This is a genomic window from Mesorhizobium sp. WSM4819 (assembly GCF_055811215.1).
Genome location: NZ_JBVVQO010000003.1, coordinates 47,162 through 70,350, shown reverse-complemented (window position 1 = coordinate 70,350; position 23,189 = coordinate 47,162). Strand labels below are relative to the sequence as shown.

At 62.8% G+C, this 23,189-nt stretch carries 20 protein-coding genes; 10 read left to right on the top strand and 10 right to left on the bottom strand.

Annotated features, from left to right (window positions below):
- Positions 1-27: 27 nt before the first annotated feature.
- Positions 28-2,022: a protein-L-isoaspartate(D-aspartate) O-methyltransferase gene (locus tag AC0L18_RS04150; protein WP_473490733.1), complete on the bottom strand. Its 1,995-nt coding sequence runs from the start codon at positions 2,020-2,022 to the stop codon at positions 28-30.
- A gap of 261 nt (positions 2,023-2,283) precedes the next feature.
- On the opposite strand from AC0L18_RS04150, the gene AC0L18_RS04145 reads away from it, so the two are divergent.
- The 3 genes from AC0L18_RS04145 (at position 2,284) to AC0L18_RS04135 (ending at position 6,310) form a co-directional block, all read left to right on the top strand.
- A complete protein-coding gene (locus tag AC0L18_RS04145) occupies positions 2,284-4,695 on the top strand; it encodes a phosphoketolase family protein (RefSeq protein ID WP_473490732.1) in 2,412 nt (803 codons plus the stop codon).
- Positions 4,695-5,867: an acetate/propionate family kinase gene (locus tag AC0L18_RS04140; RefSeq protein WP_473490925.1), complete on the top strand. Its 1,173-nt coding sequence runs from the start codon at positions 4,695-4,697 to the stop codon at positions 5,865-5,867. The genes AC0L18_RS04145 and AC0L18_RS04140 overlap by 1 nt, the downstream gene beginning before the upstream one ends.
- A 107-nt stretch (positions 5,868-5,974) precedes the next feature.
- Entirely contained in the window at positions 5,975-6,310 is a 336-nt protein-coding gene (locus AC0L18_RS04135; RefSeq protein WP_287070205.1) for a hypothetical protein, read from the top strand.
- Positions 6,311-6,486: 176 nt separating this feature from the next.
- Here the strand turns inward: AC0L18_RS04135 and pdxR are convergent, their stop codons facing one another.
- Positions 6,487-7,995, bottom strand: a complete 1,509-nt coding sequence (gene pdxR, locus AC0L18_RS04130) for a MocR-like pyridoxine biosynthesis transcription factor PdxR (protein WP_473490731.1) — start codon at positions 7,993-7,995, stop codon at positions 6,487-6,489.
- Positions 7,996-8,165: 170 nt separating this feature from the next.
- On the opposite strand from pdxR, the gene AC0L18_RS04125 reads away from it, so the two are divergent.
- From AC0L18_RS04125 to AC0L18_RS04115, 3 genes are read left to right on the top strand one after another with little or no spacing between them, the layout of a single operon-like run.
- Positions 8,166-8,798, top strand: a complete 633-nt coding sequence (locus AC0L18_RS04125) for a LysE family translocator (RefSeq protein WP_287173977.1) — start codon at positions 8,166-8,168, stop codon at positions 8,796-8,798.
- 12 nt (positions 8,799-8,810) lie between these two features.
- Positions 8,811-9,728 carry a dihydrodipicolinate synthase family protein gene (locus tag AC0L18_RS04120; RefSeq protein ID WP_473490730.1) on the top strand — a complete coding sequence of 306 codons (918 nt, stop codon included), beginning with the start codon at positions 8,811-8,813 and terminating at the stop codon, positions 9,726-9,728.
- A gap of 24 nt (positions 9,729-9,752) precedes the next feature.
- Complete coding sequence (locus AC0L18_RS04115; protein WP_473490729.1) at positions 9,753-10,394, top strand: LysE family translocator; 642 nt, start codon at positions 9,753-9,755, stop codon at positions 10,392-10,394.
- A 68-nt stretch (positions 10,395-10,462) separates the two neighbouring features.
- Here AC0L18_RS04115 and AC0L18_RS04110 read toward each other — a convergent pair whose 3' ends face one another.
- The 5 genes from AC0L18_RS04110 to AC0L18_RS04090 all read right to left on the bottom strand — a co-directional run bounded on the left by AC0L18_RS04110 (position 10,463) and on the right by AC0L18_RS04090 (position 14,437).
- Positions 10,463-10,693: a hypothetical protein gene (locus AC0L18_RS04110; protein ID WP_473490728.1), complete on the bottom strand. Its 231-nt coding sequence runs from the start codon at positions 10,691-10,693 to the stop codon at positions 10,463-10,465.
- A 67-nt stretch (positions 10,694-10,760) separates the two neighbouring features.
- Positions 10,761-11,828, bottom strand: coding sequence for a methyltransferase (locus AC0L18_RS04105; RefSeq protein WP_473490727.1), 1,068 nt, complete (start codon positions 11,826-11,828; stop codon positions 10,761-10,763).
- A 215-nt stretch (positions 11,829-12,043) separates the two neighbouring features.
- Positions 12,044-12,721 carry a DUF6064 family protein gene (locus tag AC0L18_RS04100; RefSeq protein WP_473490726.1) on the bottom strand — a complete coding sequence of 226 codons (678 nt, stop codon included), beginning with the start codon at positions 12,719-12,721 and terminating at the stop codon, positions 12,044-12,046.
- Between the two features lie 87 nt (positions 12,722-12,808).
- Positions 12,809-13,663: an aldo/keto reductase gene (locus tag AC0L18_RS04095; protein ID WP_473490924.1), complete on the bottom strand. Its 855-nt coding sequence runs from the start codon at positions 13,661-13,663 to the stop codon at positions 12,809-12,811.
- Between the two features lie 273 nt (positions 13,664-13,936).
- Positions 13,937-14,437 (bottom strand): hypothetical protein, encoded by a 501-nt coding sequence (locus AC0L18_RS04090; protein WP_128183963.1) that lies wholly within the window; start codon positions 14,435-14,437, stop codon positions 13,937-13,939.
- 239 nt (positions 14,438-14,676) lie between these two features.
- Between AC0L18_RS04090 and AC0L18_RS04085 the strand changes: the two genes are divergently transcribed.
- Together AC0L18_RS04085 and AC0L18_RS04080 are read left to right on the top strand one after the other, a co-directional pair.
- Positions 14,677-15,522 carry an alpha/beta hydrolase gene (locus AC0L18_RS04085; RefSeq protein ID WP_473490725.1) on the top strand — a complete coding sequence of 282 codons (846 nt, stop codon included), beginning with the start codon at positions 14,677-14,679 and terminating at the stop codon, positions 15,520-15,522.
- A gap of 28 nt (positions 15,523-15,550) precedes the next feature.
- Positions 15,551-17,137, top strand: a complete 1,587-nt coding sequence (locus AC0L18_RS04080) for an ABC transporter substrate-binding protein (RefSeq protein WP_473490724.1) — start codon at positions 15,551-15,553, stop codon at positions 17,135-17,137.
- Between the two features lie 100 nt (positions 17,138-17,237).
- Here the strand turns inward: AC0L18_RS04080 and AC0L18_RS04075 are convergent, their stop codons facing one another.
- Positions 17,238-17,426: a hypothetical protein gene (locus AC0L18_RS04075; protein WP_473490723.1), complete on the bottom strand. Its 189-nt coding sequence runs from the start codon at positions 17,424-17,426 to the stop codon at positions 17,238-17,240.
- A 241-nt stretch (positions 17,427-17,667) separates the two neighbouring features.
- On the opposite strand from AC0L18_RS04075, the gene AC0L18_RS04070 reads away from it, so the two are divergent.
- Positions 17,668-19,605: an adenylate/guanylate cyclase domain-containing protein gene (locus AC0L18_RS04070; protein WP_473490722.1), complete on the top strand. Its 1,938-nt coding sequence runs from the start codon at positions 17,668-17,670 to the stop codon at positions 19,603-19,605.
- 76 nt (positions 19,606-19,681) lie between these two features.
- Positions 19,682-19,870, top strand: a complete 189-nt coding sequence (locus tag AC0L18_RS04065) for a hypothetical protein (RefSeq protein ID WP_473490721.1) — start codon at positions 19,682-19,684, stop codon at positions 19,868-19,870.
- A 225-nt stretch (positions 19,871-20,095) separates the two neighbouring features.
- Here the strand turns inward: AC0L18_RS04065 and AC0L18_RS04060 are convergent, their stop codons facing one another.
- Both AC0L18_RS04060 and AC0L18_RS04055 read right to left on the bottom strand, forming a co-directional pair.
- On the bottom strand, positions 20,096-21,982 hold the full coding sequence (locus tag AC0L18_RS04060) for an adenylate/guanylate cyclase domain-containing protein (RefSeq protein WP_473490720.1): 1,887 nt from the start codon (positions 21,980-21,982) through the stop codon (positions 20,096-20,098).
- A 450-nt stretch (positions 21,983-22,432) separates the two neighbouring features.
- Entirely contained in the window at positions 22,433-23,185 is a 753-nt protein-coding gene (locus tag AC0L18_RS04055) for an MOSC domain-containing protein (protein ID WP_473490719.1), read from the bottom strand.
- Positions 23,186-23,189 lie beyond the last annotated feature (4 nt).

The window sequence follows — 23,189 nt, the reverse complement described above, 5'->3', positions numbered from 1 at the left end:
CGAGGGCATGCTTTTGCGCGACATGCATTAGAGCCCGAACGGATAGGTGTCGGGAACGCCGGTTCCGACATGCTCCGGCCCAAGCGGCGTCACCGCGACGGTTTCGTCAAACCAGACGAACGCGTCAAACTGCTGGGCGAGAGAGGCATCCGCGTAATGGCTGCGCAGTTCGGTTTCCGGCCGATAGATCACGCCGATGAAGCGCTCCAGCCGACGCTCCAGAAGCCGCTCGCGCAACGTATCGTCGCGCTTGATATCGAGCAGGAAACGCGAGACGCCGCTATCATGGCAAAGCCGCTCGTAGCTATCGCTATGGGAAGGCCGCACCCGCTTGATTTCCACCTCGCTGTCCCAGTCGGAGGCCGCGGCGACTGTCCCGGAATGCGTGCCGAGCCCGATCAAGGCTGGCTCGTCGCCGAAGCGCTGGCGGCAGAACTGGCCGATGTTCACTTCGTCCCTGACATTCCCCATTTCGGTGTAGCGGGCATCGCCGATATGGGAATTATGCGCCCACACGACCGCCTTGGCGTTCGGCCCGCGAGCTTCCAGCAGATGCTCGAGCGTCTCGAACATATGGGTGTCGCGTAAATTCCAGGACTGCGCGCCGCCATAGTACATGATCCGGTAGTAGCGTTCCGCGGAAGCGATCAGCCGGGCATTCTGGGTGGCATCCATGAAATCGACGCCGTCCTGCTGGGCATAGTCGAGTTGCCTGGCAAGCAGTTCGCGGCATTGTTCGAGCACGGCCTGCTCGCATTTCTCGAAACCCGATGTGAGTGCGACACGGCCGTAGGTGGATGGTTCATGTTGCCAAGGCGTCAGGCAGCCATAGCGTTCACGCGCGATCTTTGCTGCCTGCGGATCGACCCGATCGAGATATTGTAGAACCGCGGCGATCGATCCGCTCATATTGTAGATGTCGAGGCCATAGAACCCCGCCAGTCGGGACGATAGCCTGATGCGTTCATTGTGATGTCGCATCCAGTCGACGAACGCCGCAACGTCGGTGTTGCGCCACATCCAGGTGGGAAACCGCTGGAACGGCGGATCGGCGTTGGCGCGTGGCGACCGATGGCGGACGTAGCGGTCGATCGCCGCTGCATCAGGCCAGTCGGCCTCGACAGCGACGATGGTGAAGCCGTGCTTCTCGATGAGCCTGCGGGTGATCGCGGCGCGGGCCCGGTAGAACTCCGACGTGCCGTGGCTCGCTTCACCGAGCAGGACGACGCGCCGGTCGCCAAACCGGTCGAACAATGCGCCGAACGCCGGATCGTCGAAGTCCGGCAGCGGTTCGGCCGCCGCCGCGATCATCTCGGGCAGGCTGCGCGTGCGTGCGCGTCCGGACGGACGATCATTCGCGATACGGTTGCCGCTCTCGGGCCAGCCCTGCTCGCCGATGAGCGGGACAAACCGCACGCCGCCGAAATCCTCCTCGCTGTAAGTCGCAGCGCCGGTTCGGGTGACCTTGAGAAGGCGCTGATCATGCGGATCGTCGCCGACCGGGATGACGAGCCTGCCGCCGACGTCGAGCTGTTCCTGAAGCGCAAGCGGCGCACCGGGTCCGCCGGCGGCGACCAGAATGGCGTCGAAGGGCGCCGCGTCGGGCCAGCCTTTGGTGCCATCGCCGGTGCGGACTTCGATATTGTCGTAGCCAAGCTCTTGGAACCGCTGTCTCGCCGTTTCGGCCAGCCCGGCGTGGCGCTCGATCGTGTAGACGCGTTCGACGATCCGGCTCATCACGGCAGCCGCGTAGCCCGAACCGGTGCCAACCTCCAGGACATGGTCGCCCGGTCCGATTTTCGCCATCTCGATCATCAAGGCGACGATGTAGGGCTGCGATATCGTCTGCCCCTCGGCGATCGGCAACGGCCCGTCCTCATAGGCGAATTCTTCAAAGCCGGGAGCGACGAATGCCTCGCGCGGAACCTCGCGCATCGCTTCCAGCACCTCGCGGTCATGGATGCCACGGCGGCTGAGATGGACTTCGACCATTCGGTTGCGTGCGTGGGAAAGATCGAGCATCTTTTTGCTCCTCTTGCGAGCTGACAGCCCCCCGATTGTCCCCTGATCGTGCCCGACGGCTCAGCGGGTATGCGCTCGGCCTCGGCAACTCAAGTCGGGCGGCTAGTCTCCTTAACCGCTGGCGAGCTTCCAGGTTCCTGCAAAAGAGCGATTGGCGGGCGCAAATGGCGGCTCCAGCCGAACTTATTTCCGTAAGAATCCTTTCTCCGGGGCGATCTCACTCCAGATATCGACGGGCGAACGCATTCTGGAGATTTTTCGATGAACGACGAGGCTCAGAAAGCTGCGACCACAACGGGCCTTTATCAGGTCGATCTTATGGACCGCTATTGGCGGGCCGCGAACTACATTTCGGTTGGCCAGATCTATCTGATGGACAATCCGCTGCTGCGCGAGCCGCTGAAAGCCGAACACGTCAAGCCGCGGCTGCTTGGCCATTGGGGCACGACGCCTGGCCTCAACTTCATCTACGTCCACCTGAACCGCGTCATCCGTCAACGCGGTCTCGACGTTCTGTTTATCTGCGGCCCGGGTCATGGTGGCCCGGCGATGGTGGCGAACACCTGGCTCGAGGGCAGCTACAGCGAAATCTATCCCGAAATCGGCCAGGGCGAAGACGGCCTGAGGAAACTTTTTCGGCAATTCTCGTTCCCCGGCGGAGTGCCGAGCCACGCTGCTCCGGAAACGCCCGGCTCGGTCCATGAAGGCGGGGAACTGGGATATGCGCTGGTCCATGCTTTCGGCGCGGCCTTCGACAATCCCGATCTGGTGGTCGCCTGCGTCGTCGGCGACGGCGAAGCGGAAACCGGTCCGCTCGCGGCGGCATGGCACTCCAACAAGTTCCTCAACCCGGCATCCGACGGCGCTGTCCTGCCGATCCTGCATCTCAACGGCTACAAGATCGCCAACCCGACGATCCTTGCCCGCATGGATGACGTGGAATTGCGAGCCCTGTTCGCCGGCTATGGCTACGAACCTTTTTTCGTCGAAGGTCACGAGCCGGTTCCCATGCATCGGTTGATGGCCATCAAGCTGGACACCGTGCTCGACAGAATCCGCTCGATCCAGGAGCGCGCCCGTACGCCGTTCTGGCAAGGAGAGCGTCCGCTGTGGCCGATGATCGTGCTGCGCAGCCCGAAGGGGTGGACCGGCCCGAAGGAGGTCGATGGCGAGAAGGTCGAGGATTTCTGGCGCTCGCATCAAGTGCCGGTGTCGAACGCCCGCAGCAATGCGGGACACCGCAAGATCCTCGAAGACTGGATGCGGAGCTACGAGCCGGAAAAGCTGTTCGACGACAGCGGGCATCTTCTTCCAGAGCTGGCGGCGCTTGCGCCAACCGGATCCAAGCGCATGGGCGCAACCCCCTATGCCAACGGCGGACTGCTGAAGCGCGACCTCGTGCTTCCCGATTGGAAAAACCTGGCGCTCGATGTGCCGCGTCCGGGTGGCGCCAAGGCCGAGGCGACGCGGGTTCTCGGGGGCTATCTTCGCGACGTCATGAGCCTGAATGAGCAGGCCCGGAATTTCCGGCTGATGGGGCCGGACGAGACATCCTCCAACCGGCTTGACGAGGTATTCGAGGTTACCGACCGGGTCTGGATGCAGCGGATAGAGCCCTATGACGTAAAACTCTCCCGGGACGGCCGCGTCATGGAAGTGCTCAGCGAGCATCTCTGCCAGGGATGGCTGGAGGGCTATTTGCTGACCGGCCGCCATGGCCTGTTCTCCTGTTACGAGGCGTTCATCCACATCGTCGATTCCATGGTCAACCAGCATGCGAAATGGCTGAAGACATCCCGCGAGCTTGCCTGGCGCGAGCCGATCGCTTCCCTCAACTACCTGCTGACCTCGCATGTCTGGCGGCAGGATCACAATGGCTTCAGCCACCAGGATCCGGGCTTTGCCGATTTCGTCGCCAACAAGAAGGCCGACACGGTCAGGCTCTATTTCCCGCCGGATGCCAACACGCTGCTGTGGATCACCGACCATTGCCTGAGAACCTATAACCGCATCAACGTCATCACCGCCGGCAAGCAGCCGGCGCCGCAATGGCTGTCCGTCGACGCCGCGGAGGCCCACTGCAGGGCGGGGGCGGGAATCTGGGAGTGGGCCGGGACGGTTGCCAAGGGCGAGGATCCGGATGTGGTCATGGCCTGCGCCGGCGACGTGCCGACACTGGAGACGCTCGCGGCCGCCGACATTCTGCGTTCGGCGCTTCCCGACCTGAAGGTACGCGTCGTCAACGTGGTCGACCTGATGACGCTGCAGTCGAATTCAGAGCATCCGCATGGCCTGGCGGACGAGGATTTCGACGCGCTGTTCACGAAGGCCAGGCCGGTCATCTTCGCCTATCACGGCTATCCCTATCTCATCCACCGCCTGACCTACCGACGCGCCAACCATGACAACATGCACGTGCACGGCTTTCGCGAGGAAGGCACCACGACGACGCCGTTCGACATGGTCGTGCTCAATGAGCTTGACCGCTACCACCTGGCGCTCGCGGTGGTCGAACGCGTGCCTGGGCTCGCCGAACGGGCGAAAGACCTTGCCGCCGAACTTCACGGGAAGCTTGCCGAACACAAGGCTTACGTCCGCGAGCATGGCGAAGACATGCCCGAGATCCAGGAGTGGAACTGGCCCGAGAACAGCGCGACGAAGGCTGGCGATTGATGCGACAGGCAATTCTTGCACTGAACGCCGGCTCCTCCAGCATCAAGTTCGGACTATACGATCTGGAACCCTCCGCCGAACTGCAGCTTGTCTCGCGTGGCAAGCTGGATCTCGGCGATGCGCCGAGGCTCAGCGCGAAAGCGGCCGACGGAACAGTGCAGTGTGATCGGCGGCTTGCCGCAGACGCACGCGATGCGGGCATCGGCGATTTGCTGCGCTGGATCGAGAGCGAACTTGGCGGCAGGAAACTGATATGCGCCGGTCACCGCATCGTGCATGGCGGGCGCGAGTTCGTCGACCCCGTCCGCCTGACGCCGGTCGTGATCGAGGCCCTGGACAGGCTGACGCCGCTTGCGCCGCTGCACCAGCCCCGCAGTCTCGCGCCGATCCGCACACTTGCGGCGCTGCGGCCGGATCTGCCGCAGGTCGGCTGCTTCGACACCGCCTTCCATCAGACGATCGATCCGATCGTCAGCCGCTTCGCGCTGCCGCGCAAATACGATGCGGACGGAATCCGCCGCTACGGGTTTCACGGACTTTCCTACGAGTACATCGCCGGGCGGCTCAAGGCGATGTCGCCGGCGCTTGCAGCGAAGCGGACGATCGTCGCCCATCTCGGCAACGGGGCGAGCCTGTGCGCCATGCGCGACGGGAGAAGCTTCGACACGACGATGGGCTTTTCCGCGCTCGACGGGCTGGTCATGGGCACGCGTTGCGGCGCCATCGATCCGGGCGTGCTTTTGTACTTCGTCCTGGAACGAGGCATCGCCGGAGAGGCTCTGCAGCATATGCTCTATGAGCAATCCGGGCTGCTTGGAATATCCGGCATCTCGGGCGACATGCGCACGCTGGAAGCGAGCGACGACCCCCACGCCCGCGAAGCGGTAGAGCTTTTTGCCTTCAGGGCGGCACGGGAAGCTGCCGCGCTCGCCAACACGCTGGGCGGCCTCGAATGCCTGGTGTTCACCGCCGGCATCGGCGAGCGCTCGGCGCCGGTCCGCAAGGCAATATGCGAAAGGCTTGATTGGCTTGGCGTGGCGATCGACGAGCCATCCAATGCCGCCCATGCCGGGATCATAAGCCAACCGGACAGCAAGGTCGAAATACGCGTCGTCGCGACCGACGAGGAGAGCATCATTGCCCGCCACGCGCGGGAGCAAGGGGATGCTTGATACCGCAATCAGCGGCGCGTTTTCTGGGGCAAGGAACCCTGCGCGTCCGCGACCGTTTCCCCTATCTGATGACCTTGGGGGATATGATTACCAAAGGGAGAAATCCAATGGCGGAGACCACCAATATGGCAGGCGCCTCAAAGGCGGCAAACGATGCGCAGGAAGCGATGAAGAAACAGATCGCCGAGCTTCGTCGCGAAATCACCAAAATAAATCGGACCCTTTCCGACCGCGCCGAGGAGGCACAGGGCTGGTACGAAAGCGCCGCCGAACGGGCGTCGCGCGCAGCCGGGCAATTGCGTAGCCAGGCACACACTGTGACCGAAACCGTCCAGCAGAACCCAGGCACGATCTCTACGGCGATGATGCTTGGCGGCGTGCTCGGCGTTCTCTTGGGAATTGTGATCGCAAAGAGCTCCGAGCCTGAACGGCGGTGGTTCTAGAGCATTTTGCAGCCAAAAGCCTTGGTTTGGCGTCCGACAAAATGCGTAAAACAAAGAGTTAGAGCGCGGGTTTGGTCCACCAAAACGAAAGCGCTCGAGGGCAATTCACCACCCGCGCGGTGCCGAGGCTGCCTTCGGCGTCGCGCGCATGTTCCCTCAGGCAGGCCGTCAAGCACCTACGATTTGTCGCCGCTGCCTGTCGCCTCCTCGTAAGCGCGTCGAAGGAGCTTTAGTCCTCTGTGGATCTGGCTCTCGGTCAGACTAGCGTATCCCATTACCAGGCCGAGGCAGCTCCGACCCAATGTCTGATCGAAATCCAATGTCTGGTCGAAATAATGCGGCGATATGGAGTAGACGCCAACTCCGAGCGCGGCGGCTTTCTCGATGAACGATGCCGCCATAGCGGGCGGCATGTCGCGAAACCAGACGACGACGTGCAGACCGGCCTGCGCGCCTTCGACCCGAACGAGACCGCGGAATTCAGCCTGCAGAGCGTCGAGGAGCGCTGCACGTCGGCGGGCATTTTGACGCCGGGCCTTGCGCACGTGGCTTTCGTAGGCGCCGGATTCCACCAGGGTCGCGAGTGCCTCCTGTTCGAGGCTGGGGGCATGCCTGTCCGTCAGCCGCTTGGCGTGGGCAAAAACCTCCTGCAACTCACGCGGAACGACGACGTAGCCGATCCGCAGCAACGGCGACAATGTCTTCGAAACCGTACCGATATAGATGACGTTCGACGCGCCTCCCAGCGCGCGAAGCGGCGGTATCGGGTTCATGTCGAAACGATATTCGCTGTCGTAGTCGTCCTCGACGATGTAGGCCCTCTTCTCTTTCGCCCATCCTAGCAGTTGCTGGCGTCGCCCCATCGACATTACGCTTCCGAGGGGAAACTGATGTGACGGCGTGACGTAAGCCAGCCGCGCGTCAACATCCGCCAACAGGTCAGCCCTGATGCCTTCGGCGTCAACCTCCACCGGGGCGGCGATGGCTCCTGTCATCTCGAAGACGCTCCGTGCCATCGGGTAGCAGGGCTCTTCGATGGCGAAGCCGTCGCCCTCATCGAGAAGCAGGCGGGCGCAGAGATCCAGTCCCTGCTGAGAACCGTTGACGACGACGATCTCGTTCACCTCGCAGCGGATGCTGCGCGCTCGCCAAAGATAGCCCTGCAGGGCGGCACGCAGGCGGGTCAAGCCACAGGGGTCGCCATAGGACAGCTTGAGCGGCCGTCCCAGCGCAGCATCGTTCATGGCCTTTCGCCAGGCAAGGGTCGGGAAGTCAGAGGCCGACATGTCGCCGTAGCGGAAGTCGGCTACGAGCTTCTCCGACGCAACCCGCATCGGGATGGCTCGGGATCGAAGCCTTTCTGCGAAAGCGGAGAGGCTGTGTGGCTCTGCGGCTGTATGAACGAGGTCTCCCGGCTCGCTGTGCGCGACTTTGATGGCTACCCGTGGCCGAGCGCCATGTCGAATGACCACGAACCCCTCGGCGGCGAGCTGTTCGTAAGCGGACGTCACAGTCGTTCGCGAGACGCCAAGCTCGACCGCCAGCGCACGAGCCGACGGAAGCACGTCTCCGCGGCCGTAGACCTCCGCCACGATCTGTTCCCGCAGGTTCTCATAGATCCCGCGGGCGCCCAATCCCGACGACGAACTTCCCGACGACGAATTCTGCTTGCGGGACTGGACCATTCGCGATTACCCAAATGAAGACGTTTCGTTGATCCAGACATTACCGGGAAAATCAGCCAGGCAAAGGCCTGAGGCCAACTGGACCAGCGCTTTTTATTCAAAACTGGTTCTATGTCAGGGCCAGTTGTGCTTGTATTGATGACGCCAGATTGCACCTCCTGGGAAGTAAAATGCTGGCCGAGTTCCACCAATTCATCATCGTCTTTACCGCCTACGTCATCGCTGCCGGCAGTCCCGGGCCGAGCAATATGCGCATCATGGCCGTCGCCATGAACGACGGCCGCGGGGCCGCGCTGGCAATCGCATCTGGCGTCGTCAGTGGCTCGATCTTTTGGGGCCTGATGGCGGCGTCAGGTGTCTCGGCGATCCTCAGTCGATACGCGCACGCACTTGTGGTCCTGCAGCTGCTCGGCGGCCTGTATCTTCTCTATCTTGCCTTCAAAGCGGGCAAGGCTGCGCTTTCTTCAGACAAGGATCAGCTTCGCCCGACCAACGAACGGAAGGCGACGGCGGCCACTCTCTACCAGCGCGGACTGCTGATGCATCTCACCAATCCGAAATCGATCCTGGCATGGATCGCGCTGATGACGCTGGGACTCGGGCCTGGGTCGTCGTCGCATACGGTTCTGGTGATCCTCGCGGGCTGCGCGGTGCTGAGCGTCACCATCTTCTGCGGCTACGCGATCGTCTTTTCGACCGCTCCCATGATCGCCCTGTATCGGCGGGCGCGGCGCTGGATCGAAGGCACGCTGGCGGTATTCTTCGGATTTGCCGGGCTAAAGCTTCTCCTGACCCGCATCTGAAAAGGTTCCTTCATGTCACTCTTCCAAGGCCTTTCAGCATTCCCGATCACCCCGGCGGACGCTTCCGGCAGGCTCGACCCCGTCGCCCTCGCGCGCCTTCTGAAAAACATCGAGGAGGCGAGAGCGGACTCCATCGGACTGCTCGGCAGTACCGGCGCCTACGCTTTCCTCACGCGACAAGAGCGTCGACGGGCGGTCGAAACGGCAATGGACACGGTCGGCGGCAAAATCCCGGTTATTGTCGGCGTCGGAGCGATCCGGACCAGCGATGCCGTGGACCTTGCCCGTGACGCGAAGGCTGCGGGCGCCGACGGCCTGCTGCTCGCTCCGGTTTCCTATACGCCGCTCTTCGACGACGAGGTCTTCGAACACTTCGCCGCAGTCGCCGACGCGGGGCAGCTCCCGCTTTGCATCTACAACAATCCCGGCACGACCAGGTTCACCTTCAGCCTGGATCTCATTTCCCGCTTGTCGAAGGTGGTCAACATCGAAGCCGTGAAGATGCCTTTGCCGTCCGGTGGTGACTTCGCGTCCGATCTTGCCTCCCTCCGGTCTGCGACCGGGTCGGCATTCAGGATCGGCTACAGCGGCGACTGGGGCGGCGCGCCTGCGCTGCTCGCCGGGAGCGACGCCTGGTATTCCGTCGTCGCAGGACTTCTGCCGTCACCGGCCCTGGCCCTGACGCGAGCGGCGCAAGCCGGGGACGCTGCGGCCGTCGAGCGACTTGACGCCGCCTTCGGACCGCTTTGGGCGCTGTTCAAGGAATTCGGCAGTTTCAGGGTGATGTATGTCGTCGCCAGTCTTCTGAACCTCTGCGACGTCGATCCGCCACGCCCTGTCCTCCCTCTGAAGGACCAGGCACGGCAGCGCGTCGCCGCCGCTCTCGACCATCTCGATGCGGTTTTCTCCGCTTATGTGCAAGCTCGATAGACAGTCTTTCATCAGGATATTGCCATGCTGGAATCCAACGCCTTCACCATCTACCTGTTCACGGCATTCCTGCTGGCGATTACTCCGGGTCCGGGGATTTTTTATGTCGCCGCCCGAACCCTTTCCGGCGGTCGCTCGGAAGGAATCGCTTCGAGCCTTGGCAATGGTCTCGGCGGGCTGTTTCATGTCGTGGCCGGCAGCCTTGGCGTCTCGGCGATCGTGCTGGCAAGCGCCGAATTGTTCACGGCACTCAAGGTGGTCGGCGCGCTCTATCTGGTCTGGATGGGATACCGAACCGTTCGCCATGCCAGGCTCGACTACAAGTCGCTGGGTCATTCGGAGCCGCCCGTCGGCACGATGCGGGCCTTCAGGGATGGCGTTCTTGTCGAAGTGATGAACCCGAAGACGGCCGCATTCTTCCTCGCCTTCATTCCCCAGTTTGTCGATACATCGTCGGATCACGTCGTTCTGCAGTTCCTGATCCTCGGCGCCATCTCGGTTGCCCTCAACACGCTCGCCGATATTGTCGTGGCGTTTGCAGCCGGAAGGCTTCGCGACGGCGCGGCGTCGCGTGCGAATCTCGTTCGCCGTCTTCGTGAAGGCTCGGGCGGTGCCATGATCATGCTTGGATGTGGGCTGCTGCTGGCAAAGCGCCCGGTTGCCTGAGCTTGTGAGAAGGAGCAAAAATGCATGACGGCCGCTGGCCTTGTACCTGCTATGACGGCCGAATTCGCTTACCTCATCGACATCAAGTTCGTGACCAGACCTGCCTTGACCTCAAGCACCGGCGCGGGCGCCTCGGCATGACCGATGTCCCGCAACCGATCGGGCGTCAAACCAGCGATTGCCCGACGTCTTGAGACGGTCCGTTGCCAGGTCTTGAGAGCCGCGATTGCGGTTGCTGTGGTTTTCAGCACAAGTCCAAGCAGACGGTGAAGATCGACGCGAGTTTGCGTGTGAGCCATTTCGGCCTCCATCATCATTGTCGGCAGGGTTGAACTGCGGGGCGCCTGTTACACTGCGCTTTGCGCCTTACGGCTTGCGGCCGATCACGGCGCCGTTCGCGCCGGGTGCCTCGAACCAGACCGTCTTGATGTGCCGGAATCCGGCTTCCTCGAGCCACGCCGAATATTCGGCCTGCGTGTAGTTTCGTCCTTCCGTCTCGATCAGCATGTTGAGGCTCATCAGCGCCGCCGGCGCCGGTCCGGTCTTTTCGTCATTGACGAGAAGCTCGCTGATGACGACTGCGCCGCCGCTCGGCAAAGCCCCGAACGACCGGCGCAGCAGGGCGCGGTTCTTCGCCTCGTCCCAATCGTGCAGGATCATCGACAGGAGATGCAAATCGTGATCCCCGGGAAGCTGCTCGAAGAAGTTGCCCCCTGCGGTCTCGATGCGGTCGGTCAAGCCGGCCTCGGCAATCTTTCCCGCGGCGATCGCGGCGACATGCGGCAAGTCGAACACGGTCGAACGCAGCGCCCCATACTGTTTGCAAAGCTCGATGTCGTACGCCCCCGATCCGCCGCCGATGTCGAGGAGGCGGCGGAAATGTCCGAAATCCAGGGCTTCGCCGAGCTTGCGCGCGGTCATCGTGGAGACCGAATGCATCGCCTCCCAGAACAGCGCCAGCATCATCGGATCTTCGCCGTCGAACGCCGAGGATCGCACCGCCGGGTCCCACGTGGTCGGCCGGTTCGTGCGCAGCGCCTCGATAAGCCTGCCCCAGCCGGGATAGAGCCGCTTGTCGAGCATCTGCACGAAGCCGCCGAAGTAATACGGTTTTCCGCGCACGAGATAGGTTTCGCTTAACGGCGTGTTGCGATAGCGGCCGCCGGTTTTCTCCAGGAGCCCGAGTGCAGCGCAGCCGGTCAACAGCATCTCGGCCGGGCGTTGATGCAGGCTGAGCGCTTCGGCCAGCTCGGCAACCGTGGTGCCGGCGCCGCCCGCAAGGCGGCTGAAGAGGTCCAGCTCATGCGCAGCGGCCAGAGTCTTGAAGGCCCAGAAACCGGTCGAAAGCGCCATCAGCGGGACGGCGGAAGGAAGTTCCGGCGTGGCGGCTATTGGTTGGACGGTTGGCGCTGTCCGCGAAAGTTGATTGACCATGATTACCTCTCTTTCAGAGCAAGTCACATCCGCAACCGGCTGGCGCAACCGGCTGGCTTGTGACAATCCACGCGGCGAGCGTGTGGCTGCGGTCTGCTGAAGTGCGAACCTGGCGGTACGGCGTTACGCGACGATTTCAGAAGGAGAAAATTCGGTTACGTCTGAAACTTGTATTATCTGGCCGGAGCCGGCTGATTTTCTCGATCGTGCCGGCATCACGGGGCGATGCGGCGCAGGGTCAAGGCAGCTAAAATGGTGGCCGCTGCCAGAAGCGGCAGCCAGGCTTGCGGATCGCCCATGGCATGCAGCGTCAGGCCGCTGAGCAGCAGCCACAGCAGCGGGATCGCCAACAGCAGCGGCACAAGCCCGCCGCTCGCGGCAAGCAGGACGCCGAGCGCTGCGATCGCCGTCGGGTCCGGCGCGATGCCGAAGACCTCGGCGCTCGCCGATGGCCGCCCGAAGAGCGGCGGCAGCAGGGGATAGACGACGAGGCCAGCGACCGCGATCAGCAGCCCGAGCCGCTCTGCGAGGTCCCGCCGGTCAAAGGCGAGGCCGCCGCGCGCACCGCCGATCACCAGCAGCAGCGCCTGCAGGCCGAAGGCCGGCGCGACATAGGCGATCGCCCAGTTGATCGCGGCATAGCGGCTCCACAGCAAGGACCAGCCGACGAAGGCAAAGAGCGCGGCGAGGACGAGCGTTATCCACAGACCATGGCGACGCGGCCGCTTAAGCACGAGCAGGACAATGGCGAGGCCGGCGGCGAGCGTCAGGAGATGCAGCGGCCAGAACGCGGCATTGGCCAATTCGAACATGCGCCAATAGACGCGCGGCGAGAAGAGCAGGAAATCCTCCAGCCGGTAGGTCCACCATTCCGACATCCAAGCAGGTTCCACAAAAGCCTCCCACGGTTTTGCGACAACAACCTGCGACAAACAACAGAATCCAGGCAGGCATTCGTGGGCCAGCCGACGAATGCCTGCCTAGAGGTCCCGGACGTAGGCCGCCATCCGCTCGCGCATGGCAGCGTCGGGGAGGGGTCCGGTCGCTGCCAACAGGTTCTCGCGCACGTGGTCGACGCGGGTGGTGGCGGGGATGGCGACGGTGACGGCGGGATGCGAAACGATGAATTTCAGTATGAACTGCGCCCAGGTCGCGGCACCGATCCCGGCCGCCCAGTCCGGCAGCGTCTCGCCCTGGAGCTGGCGCGTCAGCGCGCCTTGCCGAAACGGCCGGTTGACGATGACAGCCATGCCGCGCTCGGCCGCCAGCGGCAGCAGCCGTTGCTCCGCTTCTCGGTCGACGACGTTATAGGTGAGCTGCACGAAGTCGAGCGGATGCGCGCGCATGATCTGTTCGAACAAATCGTGCCGCCGTCCTTCGGACGTCGTGATGCCGACATAGCGGATCCGCCCGTCCGCCTTCATGGCGAACAGGGTTTCGAGATGCGTCTCCCAGGCGACGAGGTTGTGGACCTGCACGAGGTCGAAGCGCGGCACCCCCCAGAAGCGGCGCGACTGCTCGATCTGCGCGGGTCCGTCGGCGGAGGAGGTCCAGACCTTCTCGGTGGAAAACAGCGCTTCGGGCCGGCCGAGCTTTTCGAGGCCATAGCCGATCACAGGCTGCGAGGAGCCGTACATCGGCGAGGAATCGATCATGCGGCCGCCTGCCGCGAAGAAGGCCGCCATCACCTCGGCGCACTCGTCGCGCAGCACCGGATCGTCGCCGACATTGAAGGTGATCCAGGTGCCCAGGCCGACAGCGGGGAGCATCTCTCCCGAGGAGGGGACAGCGCGCATCGCCGGCGCGGGCGGCGCGCCGGGCGCGGCAGCCGGCATCACCAGAGCCGCTCCAGAAGCGGCGGCAGCCTTCACGAATGTCCTGCGGGTGATGATCATCGTCTGCCATTCCTGTCCTTTCGACCTCTCGTACTCCCGACCCCAAGAATGGTTCCGGCCGACCGGCTTTTTCGCAAGGCGGATCGGCGGGGGCCGGCGGTCGTCTCTGGCGACGGTTCGGATATGGAACGTCTGCCTGAAACAGGAACGAATGCTGCGGGGCCTGGGTTGCGCCAGCCAGCCCGATTAGCTGGAACCCGATTTGCTGGCCGGTTACCTGGGGCTGGCTCTTGTCCTGACTTGATGGCGCTGGCGGGCATAGGCCACGCAGCCGTCTACCGTGCTGACGCAGAGCGCATCGCGGTGGTTCGGCGTGTTGTTGTCGCCGGCGTAGGCAACCTCGGCAACACGGCCGTCGACCATTCGGATTTGCGTGTTGCAATAGCCGCCAGGATCGACATTGAGCGATCCTCCAACCGTCGGGATCGCACCCACGGCCAAGGTTGGAATCACCACGTTGAGATTGCCGCGTTGAACGGTACGCTGATAGGTCCAGATCTGGCTTCCCCCCGCATCAGCGGTGGCAGTCGGAAAGCCGGCGCACATTCGAACGTCCGCCTCGCTGAGACCAACCATCTCTTTGCGGGCTGCCGCCGTTGTGGCGTCTTCCTTCGGGAGGTTCGACGTGTCGTCAGGGGCGACGCAGGAGGACACGATCGAACTGCCGGCCAGGAGAACAAGAGGGACAAGCTTGCGGATGCGGGAAAATATCATGTGACCGCGAAGTTAGGCGAGCAGACAACCGAGTCAACCTGCACAACTTCACGATGTCGTTTTGTCGTGCCGCTCGGCTGGACTTGACGCGCGACGGCCCGGATAGCTGCTCACGCTTGCCCGACGATGTCAGGCGTTGCGCGATGTAAAATACGTACTTTCCTGACGATGTGGATAAACAAATGCTTTTCAGTCACACAAAATGATGAAACAATGAAATTGAGATCGGGGAAAATTCGATGCGCAAGGTCAGCGGACATGGCAAGCGCCTGTCCTATTACGATTTCGGGCACACGACGGTGTACGCTTCCCGCTTCGACCAGCGCTTCCCCTATTGCGCCTATGTCCCCGACGACTATGACGAGGACGGCGACAAGACCTATTCGCTGGCGGTGATCGTGCATGGCACCGAGCGAGGCATGCTCGCCTACCGGGACGCCTTCGCCGACTTCGCCGAACAGAACGGCGTGATCGTGCTCGCCCCGCTGTTCCCGGCGAATATCTGTTTTCCGGGCGATCTTTCCTCTTACAAGATGCTGCGCCAGGGCGACCTGCATTACGATTCCGTGCTGCTCGACATGGTCGAGGAGATGCGCGAGCGCTATCGCATCCGCGGCGACCGCGTGCTGATGTACGGCTTCTCCGGCGGTGGCCATTTCACCCATCGTTTCCTGTTCCTCCACCCCGAACGTCTGCTGGCGGCATCGATCGGTGCGCCGGGCGTCGTGACCCTGCTCGATTTCGATCACGATTTCTGGGTCGGGGTGCGCGACTTCGAGAAAGTGTTCGGCAAGGCCATCGACCTCGACGCCATGCGCAAGGTTGCCGTGCAGATGGTGATCGGTGGTGACGATCTCCAAACCTGGGAGATCACCATCAAGCCGGAGGATGACTGGTGGATGCCCGGCGCCGATCTCGCCGGCGCGACCCGCAACGACCGGATCAGATCGTTGAAGGGCAGCCTGGAGAGACAGGGCGTCGAGGTGCAGTTGGATGTCGTGCCTGGCATCGCTCACAACGACGGCGCGCTCATCGCCAAGGTCAAGGAGTTCTTTGCGCGGACATTGACTGCGGCGCCCGCCTGAAAAACTGCAGTCAAACTGGAGATAAAAAATGGGAACAGGATTGATGATGGGAAGACGATTGCTCCAGGTGCTGGCGACAATCGCGGTGATGATTTGTGCACTGCCGGCGATGGCGCAGGAGCAGCCGAAGACCGGCGGCACGCTCAAGGTCCGCATCAACGCAGACATCCGCGCCACCGACGGTCTTAATCGCGACGCAAACACCGACACCGTGCTGCACCATATCTTTGAGACGCTGGTGGCTTATCGCGCCGATCTCACGGTGGGCCCGGCATTGGCCGAATCCTGGACAGTATCGGACGACGGCAAGACCTATGCCTTCACATTGCGGGACGGCGCGGTTTTCCACAATGGCGACGCCGTGACCTCATCCGACGTCAAATGGAACTGGGACCGCCGCATGGACCCGGCCAATCAGTGGTTCTGCATTCCGTTCTTCAACGGCAGCCAGGGCCTCAAGGTCGAGCAAGTGGCGACGCCTGATCCACGCACCGTGGTCTTCACGCTCAAGGCGCCGAATGCGCTCTTTCTGGCGCAACTCGCCAGTGTCCAATGCAATGGCTGGGTCGCCAGCCCGAAGAATGTCGGCGCCGACGGCAAGTGGCTCGCCGATTCCGCCATCGGCAGCGGCCCGTTCACGCTGAAGGAGTGGGTCAAGGGCCAGTATTTGGCGCTCGAGCGCTTCACCGACTACAAGCCGGTGAAGGAGGCGCCGAGCGGCTTTGCCGGCAGCCGTGAGGCCTATGTTGACGAGGTGCGCTTCATGGTCGTCCCCGACACGGCGGCGGCGGAAACCGCGCTGTTTGCCGGCGAACTCGATGTCCTGCCCGATCTTGAATCATCGCGTGCCGAGGAAGCCAAGTCGCGCGGCATGACGGTGCTGTCGACGCAAGGCCTGTCGTGGACGGTGATCCTGTTGCAGACCAAGGACCCGTTGCTGTCGAACGTCAAAATACGCGAGGCGCTGGCGCATGCCGCCGACATCAACCAGATCGCTGCCGCCAGCACCAGCGGTGCCGCCACGGGAGGTCCCTCGGCCGTCGCCCAGGCGAGCTCGTTCTTCGACGACGACTTCCTCAAATGGCCGGAATACGACCCGGCCAAGGCCAAGGCCCTGCTGGACGAAGCCGGTTACAAGGGCGAGCCGATCAAGATCCAGACCAACACCCGCTACCAGGGCATGTACGAGAACGCCGTGCTGCTGCAGGCGATGCTGACGGCCGCAGGCTTCAACGCCCAGCTCGAAGTGCTGGATTGGGCGGCACAGCTCGACAACTACCTTGTCGGCAAATTCCAGATCCAGTCCTTTGGCTATTCGGCTCGTCTCGATCCGTCGTTGATGTATGGCGTCATCCTTGGCGACAAGGCGACCGACCCGACGGCGCAGTGGGACAGCAAGGAGGCCCTCGATCTCTACACGAAGTCGATGGCCACGACCGACGCCGGGCAACGCAAGGCACTGTTCAAGCAGCTCCATGCACTCATGGCAAAGGATGTGCCGATCCTTGGCCTCTATTACGAGCCGTCCCTCGATGCCGTGTCGCCGAAAGTAAAGGGCTATTCGGTATGGCCCGCGGCAAACCCCCATGTATGGGGTGTCTGGAAAAGCGAATAGGCCGGCGGTTCTCCTGTCGCCAAAAGATCGGAGGCGTGTTGTCCTCCGATCTTGGTACCCGCCGCGTCGGTGTCTTCGCCGTGTTGAACGCAGTGCTCGATCAGAATCGGGTGGAAGAACGGCGTGAACGCGGTGTTGACCGCACAGGCCGCCTCTGCCGGTCCTCGACCTTGAGTTCGCCCGCCTCGGTCCCCTCGCGAATGATCGGCTCAAAGATCGTCACCATTCGCTCGATATGCGCCTTAATGATCGCCCGGTTCTCCTGCATGGCGGCGACGATGTCGTGCATGCGCCTTTCCGGGAGTTGACACTCTCGACACTGCGCGAGAAAGGGGCGCATCTTCGAGGCGCCCGCGTCCGCGACTGAGGCGGGCGCTCTTCCATATTTACGAAGGGAACACCCCTATGAGGATTCGAAATCATCGGCGCTGGAAACATCGGCGCCACATTGGTGCGAATGCTTCGGCGCGTCCTCTCCTTAAAGCCGTCACCGGGCTTGCAATGCGGTGGCGCATTATGACGTTGGCTGCATGAGCACGTCCGCACAACCAGTGCGTCTGGTCCGCCCCGAAAAGAAGCGGCCTCGCATACCCATTGCAGTCATCATGGCGATGAGTTTCGGCAGCCTCGTGTTCCTGTCGGTCGGCGGCGTGCTCGCATTGTCGGTCGGCGCCAACCTTCGCAACACTTTCGACCTGCTCGGCGCCCAGTCGACGCTCCTGATCGATGCGATGGAGGATTTGCTGCGCGCCGAGATGGGGCGCGCCGAGAGCGCCGTGGACGGCGTCGCGCAGCTCTACAAGCAGGGCGAGTTCCAGATCGACGACGAGGCGATGTCGGCGGCACTTGCCAGTGCGCTGGCGGCAGCGCCGGGGGTGAACGCAATGTTGATCTGCACACCCGACCTGATTTGCAGGGGGGCGGCGGTGACCGGGGACAACGACGCCAAATATCCTGCCGGAACGATCCGGAAACTCCCCGCCGAGACCGAGAAATCGCCGCAAGCGCGCGCCGTTCTTGAAGAGCGCCAGCAGGTCGACGGACGCAGGTGGGGCGACTTCGTGGCCAACGAATATGGCTTGTTCGCCAACGTCTCGGCGCCGCTGTCACGCGATGGCGCCACGAAGGCCTGGGTGATCGCCGCGGTGGAACTGCAGAACTTGTCCAAAATCACGCAGGAACTGTCGTCGCGCTTCGGCACGCATGCCTTCATTCTGGATGGCGACGGATCCATCCTGGCGGACCAGCGGCTGGCTTCCCCGGATGCGCTGAAGAACGGCATCCTGCCGCTGACGCCGCTCGCCAATTTCGGCGATCCGGTTCTCGCCGGATATGAGGCGCGCAAACCGGAAGCGGAGTTCAGCACGCAGCGTACCCGCGATATCGAGGTTGCCGAAATCCAGGTTGACGACAAGGACGGTTCGACGTCATGGGACGGAGAGAACACTTACGTCGCTATTACCCGTGAGATCACCGGCTACGGCGACCGGCCCTGGACGCTCGGCGCATATTTCAAGACCAGTCAGATCGGTGACGAAATCGAGCGCGTCATGGGATCGGCCATGCTTGGACTTGGCGCGATGGCGGTGGCGGTCATCGTCGCGATTCTTCTCGGCAAGCGCCTGTCGCGCCCGATCCAGGCGATTGCCGGCCAGGCCACGCGCGTCGCCGATTTCGATCTCGACGGCGTGACCCCCCTGCCGCGCAGCAGGGTGCTGGAGTTGGACAACCAGGCTTCGGCCTTCAATGCCATGCTGATCGGTCTGCGTGCATTCTCGACCTATATTCCGCGCTCGCTGGTGGCCAAGCTGGTGCGCACCGGAGAGATCGGCATCGCCGAACCGCGCGAAGCGGTCGTCACCGTCATGTTCACCGACATCGCCGGCTTCACCACGCTGTCGGAGCAGATGGACGCCGCCGCCGCGGCCAGGCTGCTGAACCACCACTTCGCGATCCTGTGCGGCGCGGTCGATGCACATGGCGGTACTGTCGACAAGTTCCTGGGCGACGGCATGCTGGCGTTCTTCGGCGCGCCGGATCGTCTGAAGGGCCATGCCGCCGCGGCCGTCCGCGCAGCCGCGGCCATCCGCGAGGAGCTGGACAAGGACAATCTGGAAGCGGCTGGCGAAGGCCGGCCTCCGCTTCATGTCCGCATCGGCATCCACACGGGCTCCGTCATCGTCGGCAATATCGGCGCATCCGACCGCGTCAACTATACGATCGTCGGCGACACCGTGAACGTCAGCCAGCGGCTGCAGGACCTCGGCAAGCAGCTCGAACCGGGCGCCACCGCCGCAATCGCCATTTCCGGCGAGACCGCGTCACGGCTCGACGAAAGGTTCGAAAGGATCCCGGCGGGCAAGCACCGGCTGCGCGGCCGCGGCGAGGCGACGGAGGTCTTCCAACTTGGCAAAGTCGCGACGTCAGCATCGCCCCCTATGGACGTTCACCGCGCCCAAGCGGGCTGAGTAACATGACGACAAGGCGACCGACCCGACGGCGCAGTGGGACAGCAAGGAGGCCCTCGATCTCTACACGAAGTCGATGGCCACGACCGACGCCGGGCAACGCAAGGCACTGTTCAAGCAGCTCCATGCACTCATGGCAAAGGATGTGCCGATCCTTGGCCTCTATTACGAGCCGTCCCTCGATGCCGTGTCGCCGAAAGTAAAGGGCTATTCGGTATGGCCCGCGGCAAACCCCCATGTATGGGGTGTCTGGAAAAGCGAATAGGCCGGCGGTTCTCCTGTCGCCAAAAGATCGGAGGCGTGTTGCCCTCCGATCTTTCGTTTGAAGGTACCTTCGCCATCAGAACGAGCAACCAGCGCCAGAAGCGGCCAATCAGACACACTTCGGACATGACGGCAATGGGCCGGTAGCGGTGTTGAGCAGATACATCTGAAATTTACGCCACTGCGACACGAGCTATTTCGGTCGTCAGGGAAGCTCGCTGAAGGGCTACTTCAGGCACTCGGGAAGACGTTTTGGAACAGTCATCTTAGCCAGTTGCTCGTCGGAGGCGCATGGCGGAAAACCAGCCGGCAGCAAGGTTTCCAGCAAGCGCTCTCGCTCTACGGCACTGATCCCCGGCGTGTTGACGATACCCTCGACGGTCATATCCGGGTGCCGCTTGAGCGCCTCCTTAACCGAGGCTTGCGCCTCTTCTATCCGGCCTGCGCCTGCGAGCGAACCGCTGCGCACCATCCACCTCCACTGGTTGTAGTTGTCAGGTGTCAGGCCTTCCAGCATCTTCAAAGCATCGTCATATCGGCCGACCATATAGTAAGCATAGGAGAACGGGCCTGAGGTCCACATCGGATAGTTCGGATCGAGCCGGATCACCCGATCAACCAATTCCGCGCCACGTTCTGGTTCGCCGAAGGACGCCGCCCAGCTGGCGTAGAAGGTCAAGATTTCTGCCGAACCGGGGGCAAGGCGCACGGCCGTGTCCAGCTCAGCTTTGGCACGCGAGAGGTCGCCCCGCTCGCCCAAGCTCATGCCGAGCGCGGCGTGAGCTTCCGCGTCCCTCGGATCGAGCCGCACGGCGCGTTCGGCTGCATCGGCAGCCGCCGCTGCTCCCTTCTCGGGATTGACGCCGAAGTTCGCCAACAGAGAGTGAGAGTGGTAAAGTTCGACCCAGGCGCGGGCGAGCCCGGGATCCAACTCGACGGCGCGATTGAGGAGCTTGATGGCCTCTTCAATGTCCGCTTTGGTGATCCGCTCAAGCTTCTCGGTGCCAAGCAGATAAAGCTCATAGGCGTTCAGGTTTTCTGGCGACTTGCGTTTGGCCGCGGCCCGCCCCGCTTCCTGGATCAGCCCCGCGCCGCCGCCGAGCCGGTTGGTGACCTGTTCGGATATCTCGGTCTGGACGGCGAACACATCTTCGGTGGGCCGGTCCCAGCGCTCCGACCACAGATGGTTGCCGGATTGCGCGTCGATCAACTGCGCGGTGATCCGGACGCGGCCGCCCTGGTGCTGGATCGAGCCTTCGAGCACGTAGCCGACATGGAGCGCTTTAGCGACTTCGCGCACATCCACCGGCTTGCCCTTGTAGACTTGCGTCGAATTGCGCGCCACCACCTCCAATTCCGGGAAGCGCGCAAGATCGGTGATGATGTCCTCTGTAAGGCCGTCGGCCAGCCTTCCAGTAGCGTCGTCGCCCCCATAGTTATCAAATGGCAGCACAGCCACCGATGGCCTAGCACTCACCGGCGCCGCCGGCCAGAATTGCCAAGCCGCTGCGGCGGCAAGCAGAAGGGCCACGGCCACCGCCATCCCCTCTAGCGCCCAGCGCGGAGAAGACCGTATTGAGCGATGGCGGATGCCCTGTTTTTCCAGTGTTATGCGGAAAACCTGCACAGGTTCGGTGACATTCTTGACCTTCTTCTCGCCCAAAGGTTCGAAACCGAAGGCAAGCTTCTTCTCGACCTCCTTGGCCACCTTCCCGGAGACACAGATGCCGCCGGACTCCGCCAATTGTTGGAGACGGGCGGCAATATTGACCCCGTCGCCGTAACGGTCGTCACCGTCGATTATCACCTCGCCAAGATTTATTCCGATCCTGACCAAGATCTGCTCGGCCTCGGGAAGCGACGCATTGCGCTCGGTTAGGCCACGCTGCAGCGAGACTGCACATTCCACCGCATCGACCACGCTGGCAAACTCGGCCAGCAAGCCGTCGCCCATGAGCTTGAAAATGCGACCGTGGTGCCGCGCAATCTCTGGCTCGAAAAGCTCTGCGCGACCAGCTTTCAGCCGTGCAAAAGTCCCCGCTTCATCACGCTCCATTTGAGCGGAATAGCCGACCACATCAGCAGCCAGAATGGCAGCAAGCTTGCGGTCCATGTCTAAGACCCTGCCTTCAGCTGAATAGTAGACGGCTTCCGACTAAGCGTAAAGGCGCTCGAAATTGCGCAGGGAGGGGGCAGTTCGCTTGGCTGACGCTGGTCTCTGGTCCGAGCTCATCATGGCAATGCTCCGATGATGGTTAGGCTGATCTTCAAGGCGGCGATTTTGCCAGGGTCCACAATTGGGCACAACTGCGGCTGTCACTGTGGTCGCTGGGACGTCGGCTTCAGGAAGCGGCCAAACCGATCGCAGCGTCCGAGATCGGCGCGAGGCCGACATCTTTTATGGCATCACGACCGTCTGCTTCGGGTCAGCACTTCCCCGTCGGATTCTCCCGCGGAGGGGAGAAAAGTGGTCGTGAGCTGTATTCGCCCCCGGCACCAAGCGTTGAATGTTCACCACTATCGTCACGACATGCCGCCGTCCGGCATCGAAAGCTTGAAAGGTTCAGGCTTCGTTCAAGGTGACCTGGTCGCCCAGCCTGATCTTGCCCGGTTCGATGATTTGGCAGAGCGCGCCGAAGCCGCCTTCGCCATGGCGCGCTATGGTTTGCAGCACTGCCGGCTCGAAGGCGAGATCGCCTTGCGCCAGCGCCGTGAAGGTGCAGCGCGCGCACGGTTCCGAGATCACGATCCGTGCCTTCCCGATCGACAGCACTTTCCCGATGATCTGCTGCTCGACGAAACCCTCCCGCGAAGCGTCGGTTTCGATCACGATGTTGGGCCGGAACCGCCTGGAATCCACTTGCGAAGGATCCCCAAGCAGGCCGGCAAGCCTGTTCATCGAGGCTGACGTGACGATGTGGATGTCGGCGCGCTGATAGCGTGGCGCGATGTGATCCCGGGCTTCCGAGCCGAAGCGGACATGTGGGTGCAGCGCCGCCGGGAAATCGAGGAAGGCCGAAACCAGCTCGCCTGCGAGGCTGGAGCCGGCATCGATCCAGGAGCCGTCCAAGCCGATTTCCGGCCGGTCACTCTTCAGCCTTGCAAGAAGGTTGGGCAGCGGTCGCCAGTGTTTTCGCTTCTCCGGCGCGGCAACAGCGCCGTCGCGCCGGTCGATGATGCCCCAGATCCGATCACCCGGGATTCCGCCCTGCGCAAGCTCAGTCCCGCCCAGCCGTTCGCCGCCCATCGAACTGATGGGGTATCGCCAGATCTCCTTGATACGGCCAAACGCTGTCATGGTGCGGCGACGAACCATGCCG

What these genes read in the sequence shown, in the direction of transcription:
- AC0L18_RS04150 (WP_473490733.1), bottom strand. Translation starts at nt 2,022, where the DNA reads ATGCTCGATCTTTCCCACGCACGCAACCGAATGGTCGAAGTCCATCTC.
- AC0L18_RS04145 (WP_473490732.1), top strand. Translation starts at nt 2,284, where the DNA reads ATGAACGACGAGGCTCAGAAAGCTGCGACCACAACGGGCCTTTATCAG.
- AC0L18_RS04140 (WP_473490925.1), top strand. Translation starts at nt 4,695, where the DNA reads ATGCGACAGGCAATTCTTGCACTGAACGCCGGCTCCTCCAGCATCAAG.
- AC0L18_RS04135 (WP_287070205.1), top strand. Translation starts at nt 5,975, where the DNA reads ATGGCGGAGACCACCAATATGGCAGGCGCCTCAAAGGCGGCAAACGAT.
- pdxR (WP_473490731.1), bottom strand. Translation starts at nt 7,995, where the DNA reads ATGGTCCAGTCCCGCAAGCAGAATTCGTCGTCGGGAAGTTCGTCGTCG.
- AC0L18_RS04125 (WP_287173977.1), top strand. Translation starts at nt 8,166, where the DNA reads ATGCTGGCCGAGTTCCACCAATTCATCATCGTCTTTACCGCCTACGTC.
- AC0L18_RS04120 (WP_473490730.1), top strand. Translation starts at nt 8,811, where the DNA reads ATGTCACTCTTCCAAGGCCTTTCAGCATTCCCGATCACCCCGGCGGAC.
- AC0L18_RS04115 (WP_473490729.1), top strand. Translation starts at nt 9,753, where the DNA reads ATGCTGGAATCCAACGCCTTCACCATCTACCTGTTCACGGCATTCCTG.
- AC0L18_RS04110 (WP_473490728.1), bottom strand. Translation starts at nt 10,693, where the DNA reads ATGGCTCACACGCAAACTCGCGTCGATCTTCACCGTCTGCTTGGACTT.
- AC0L18_RS04105 (WP_473490727.1), bottom strand. Translation starts at nt 11,828, where the DNA reads ATGGTCAATCAACTTTCGCGGACAGCGCCAACCGTCCAACCAATAGCC.
- AC0L18_RS04095 (WP_473490924.1), bottom strand. Translation starts at nt 13,663, where the DNA reads ATGCCGGCTGCCGCGCCCGGCGCGCCGCCCGCGCCGGCGATGCGCGCT.
- AC0L18_RS04090 (WP_128183963.1), bottom strand. Translation starts at nt 14,437, where the DNA reads ATGATATTTTCCCGCATCCGCAAGCTTGTCCCTCTTGTTCTCCTGGCC.
- AC0L18_RS04085 (WP_473490725.1), top strand. Translation starts at nt 14,677, where the DNA reads ATGCGCAAGGTCAGCGGACATGGCAAGCGCCTGTCCTATTACGATTTC.
- AC0L18_RS04080 (WP_473490724.1), top strand. Translation starts at nt 15,551, where the DNA reads ATGGGAACAGGATTGATGATGGGAAGACGATTGCTCCAGGTGCTGGCG.
- AC0L18_RS04075 (WP_473490723.1), bottom strand. Translation starts at nt 17,426, where the DNA reads ATGCACGACATCGTCGCCGCCATGCAGGAGAACCGGGCGATCATTAAG.
- AC0L18_RS04070 (WP_473490722.1), top strand. Translation starts at nt 17,668, where the DNA reads ATGAGCACGTCCGCACAACCAGTGCGTCTGGTCCGCCCCGAAAAGAAG.
- AC0L18_RS04065 (WP_473490721.1), top strand. Translation starts at nt 19,682, where the DNA reads ATGGCCACGACCGACGCCGGGCAACGCAAGGCACTGTTCAAGCAGCTC.
- AC0L18_RS04060 (WP_473490720.1), bottom strand. Translation starts at nt 21,982, where the DNA reads ATGGACCGCAAGCTTGCTGCCATTCTGGCTGCTGATGTGGTCGGCTAT.
- AC0L18_RS04055 (WP_473490719.1), bottom strand. Translation starts at nt 23,185, where the DNA reads ATGGTTCGTCGCCGCACCATGACAGCGTTTGGCCGTATCAAGGAGATC.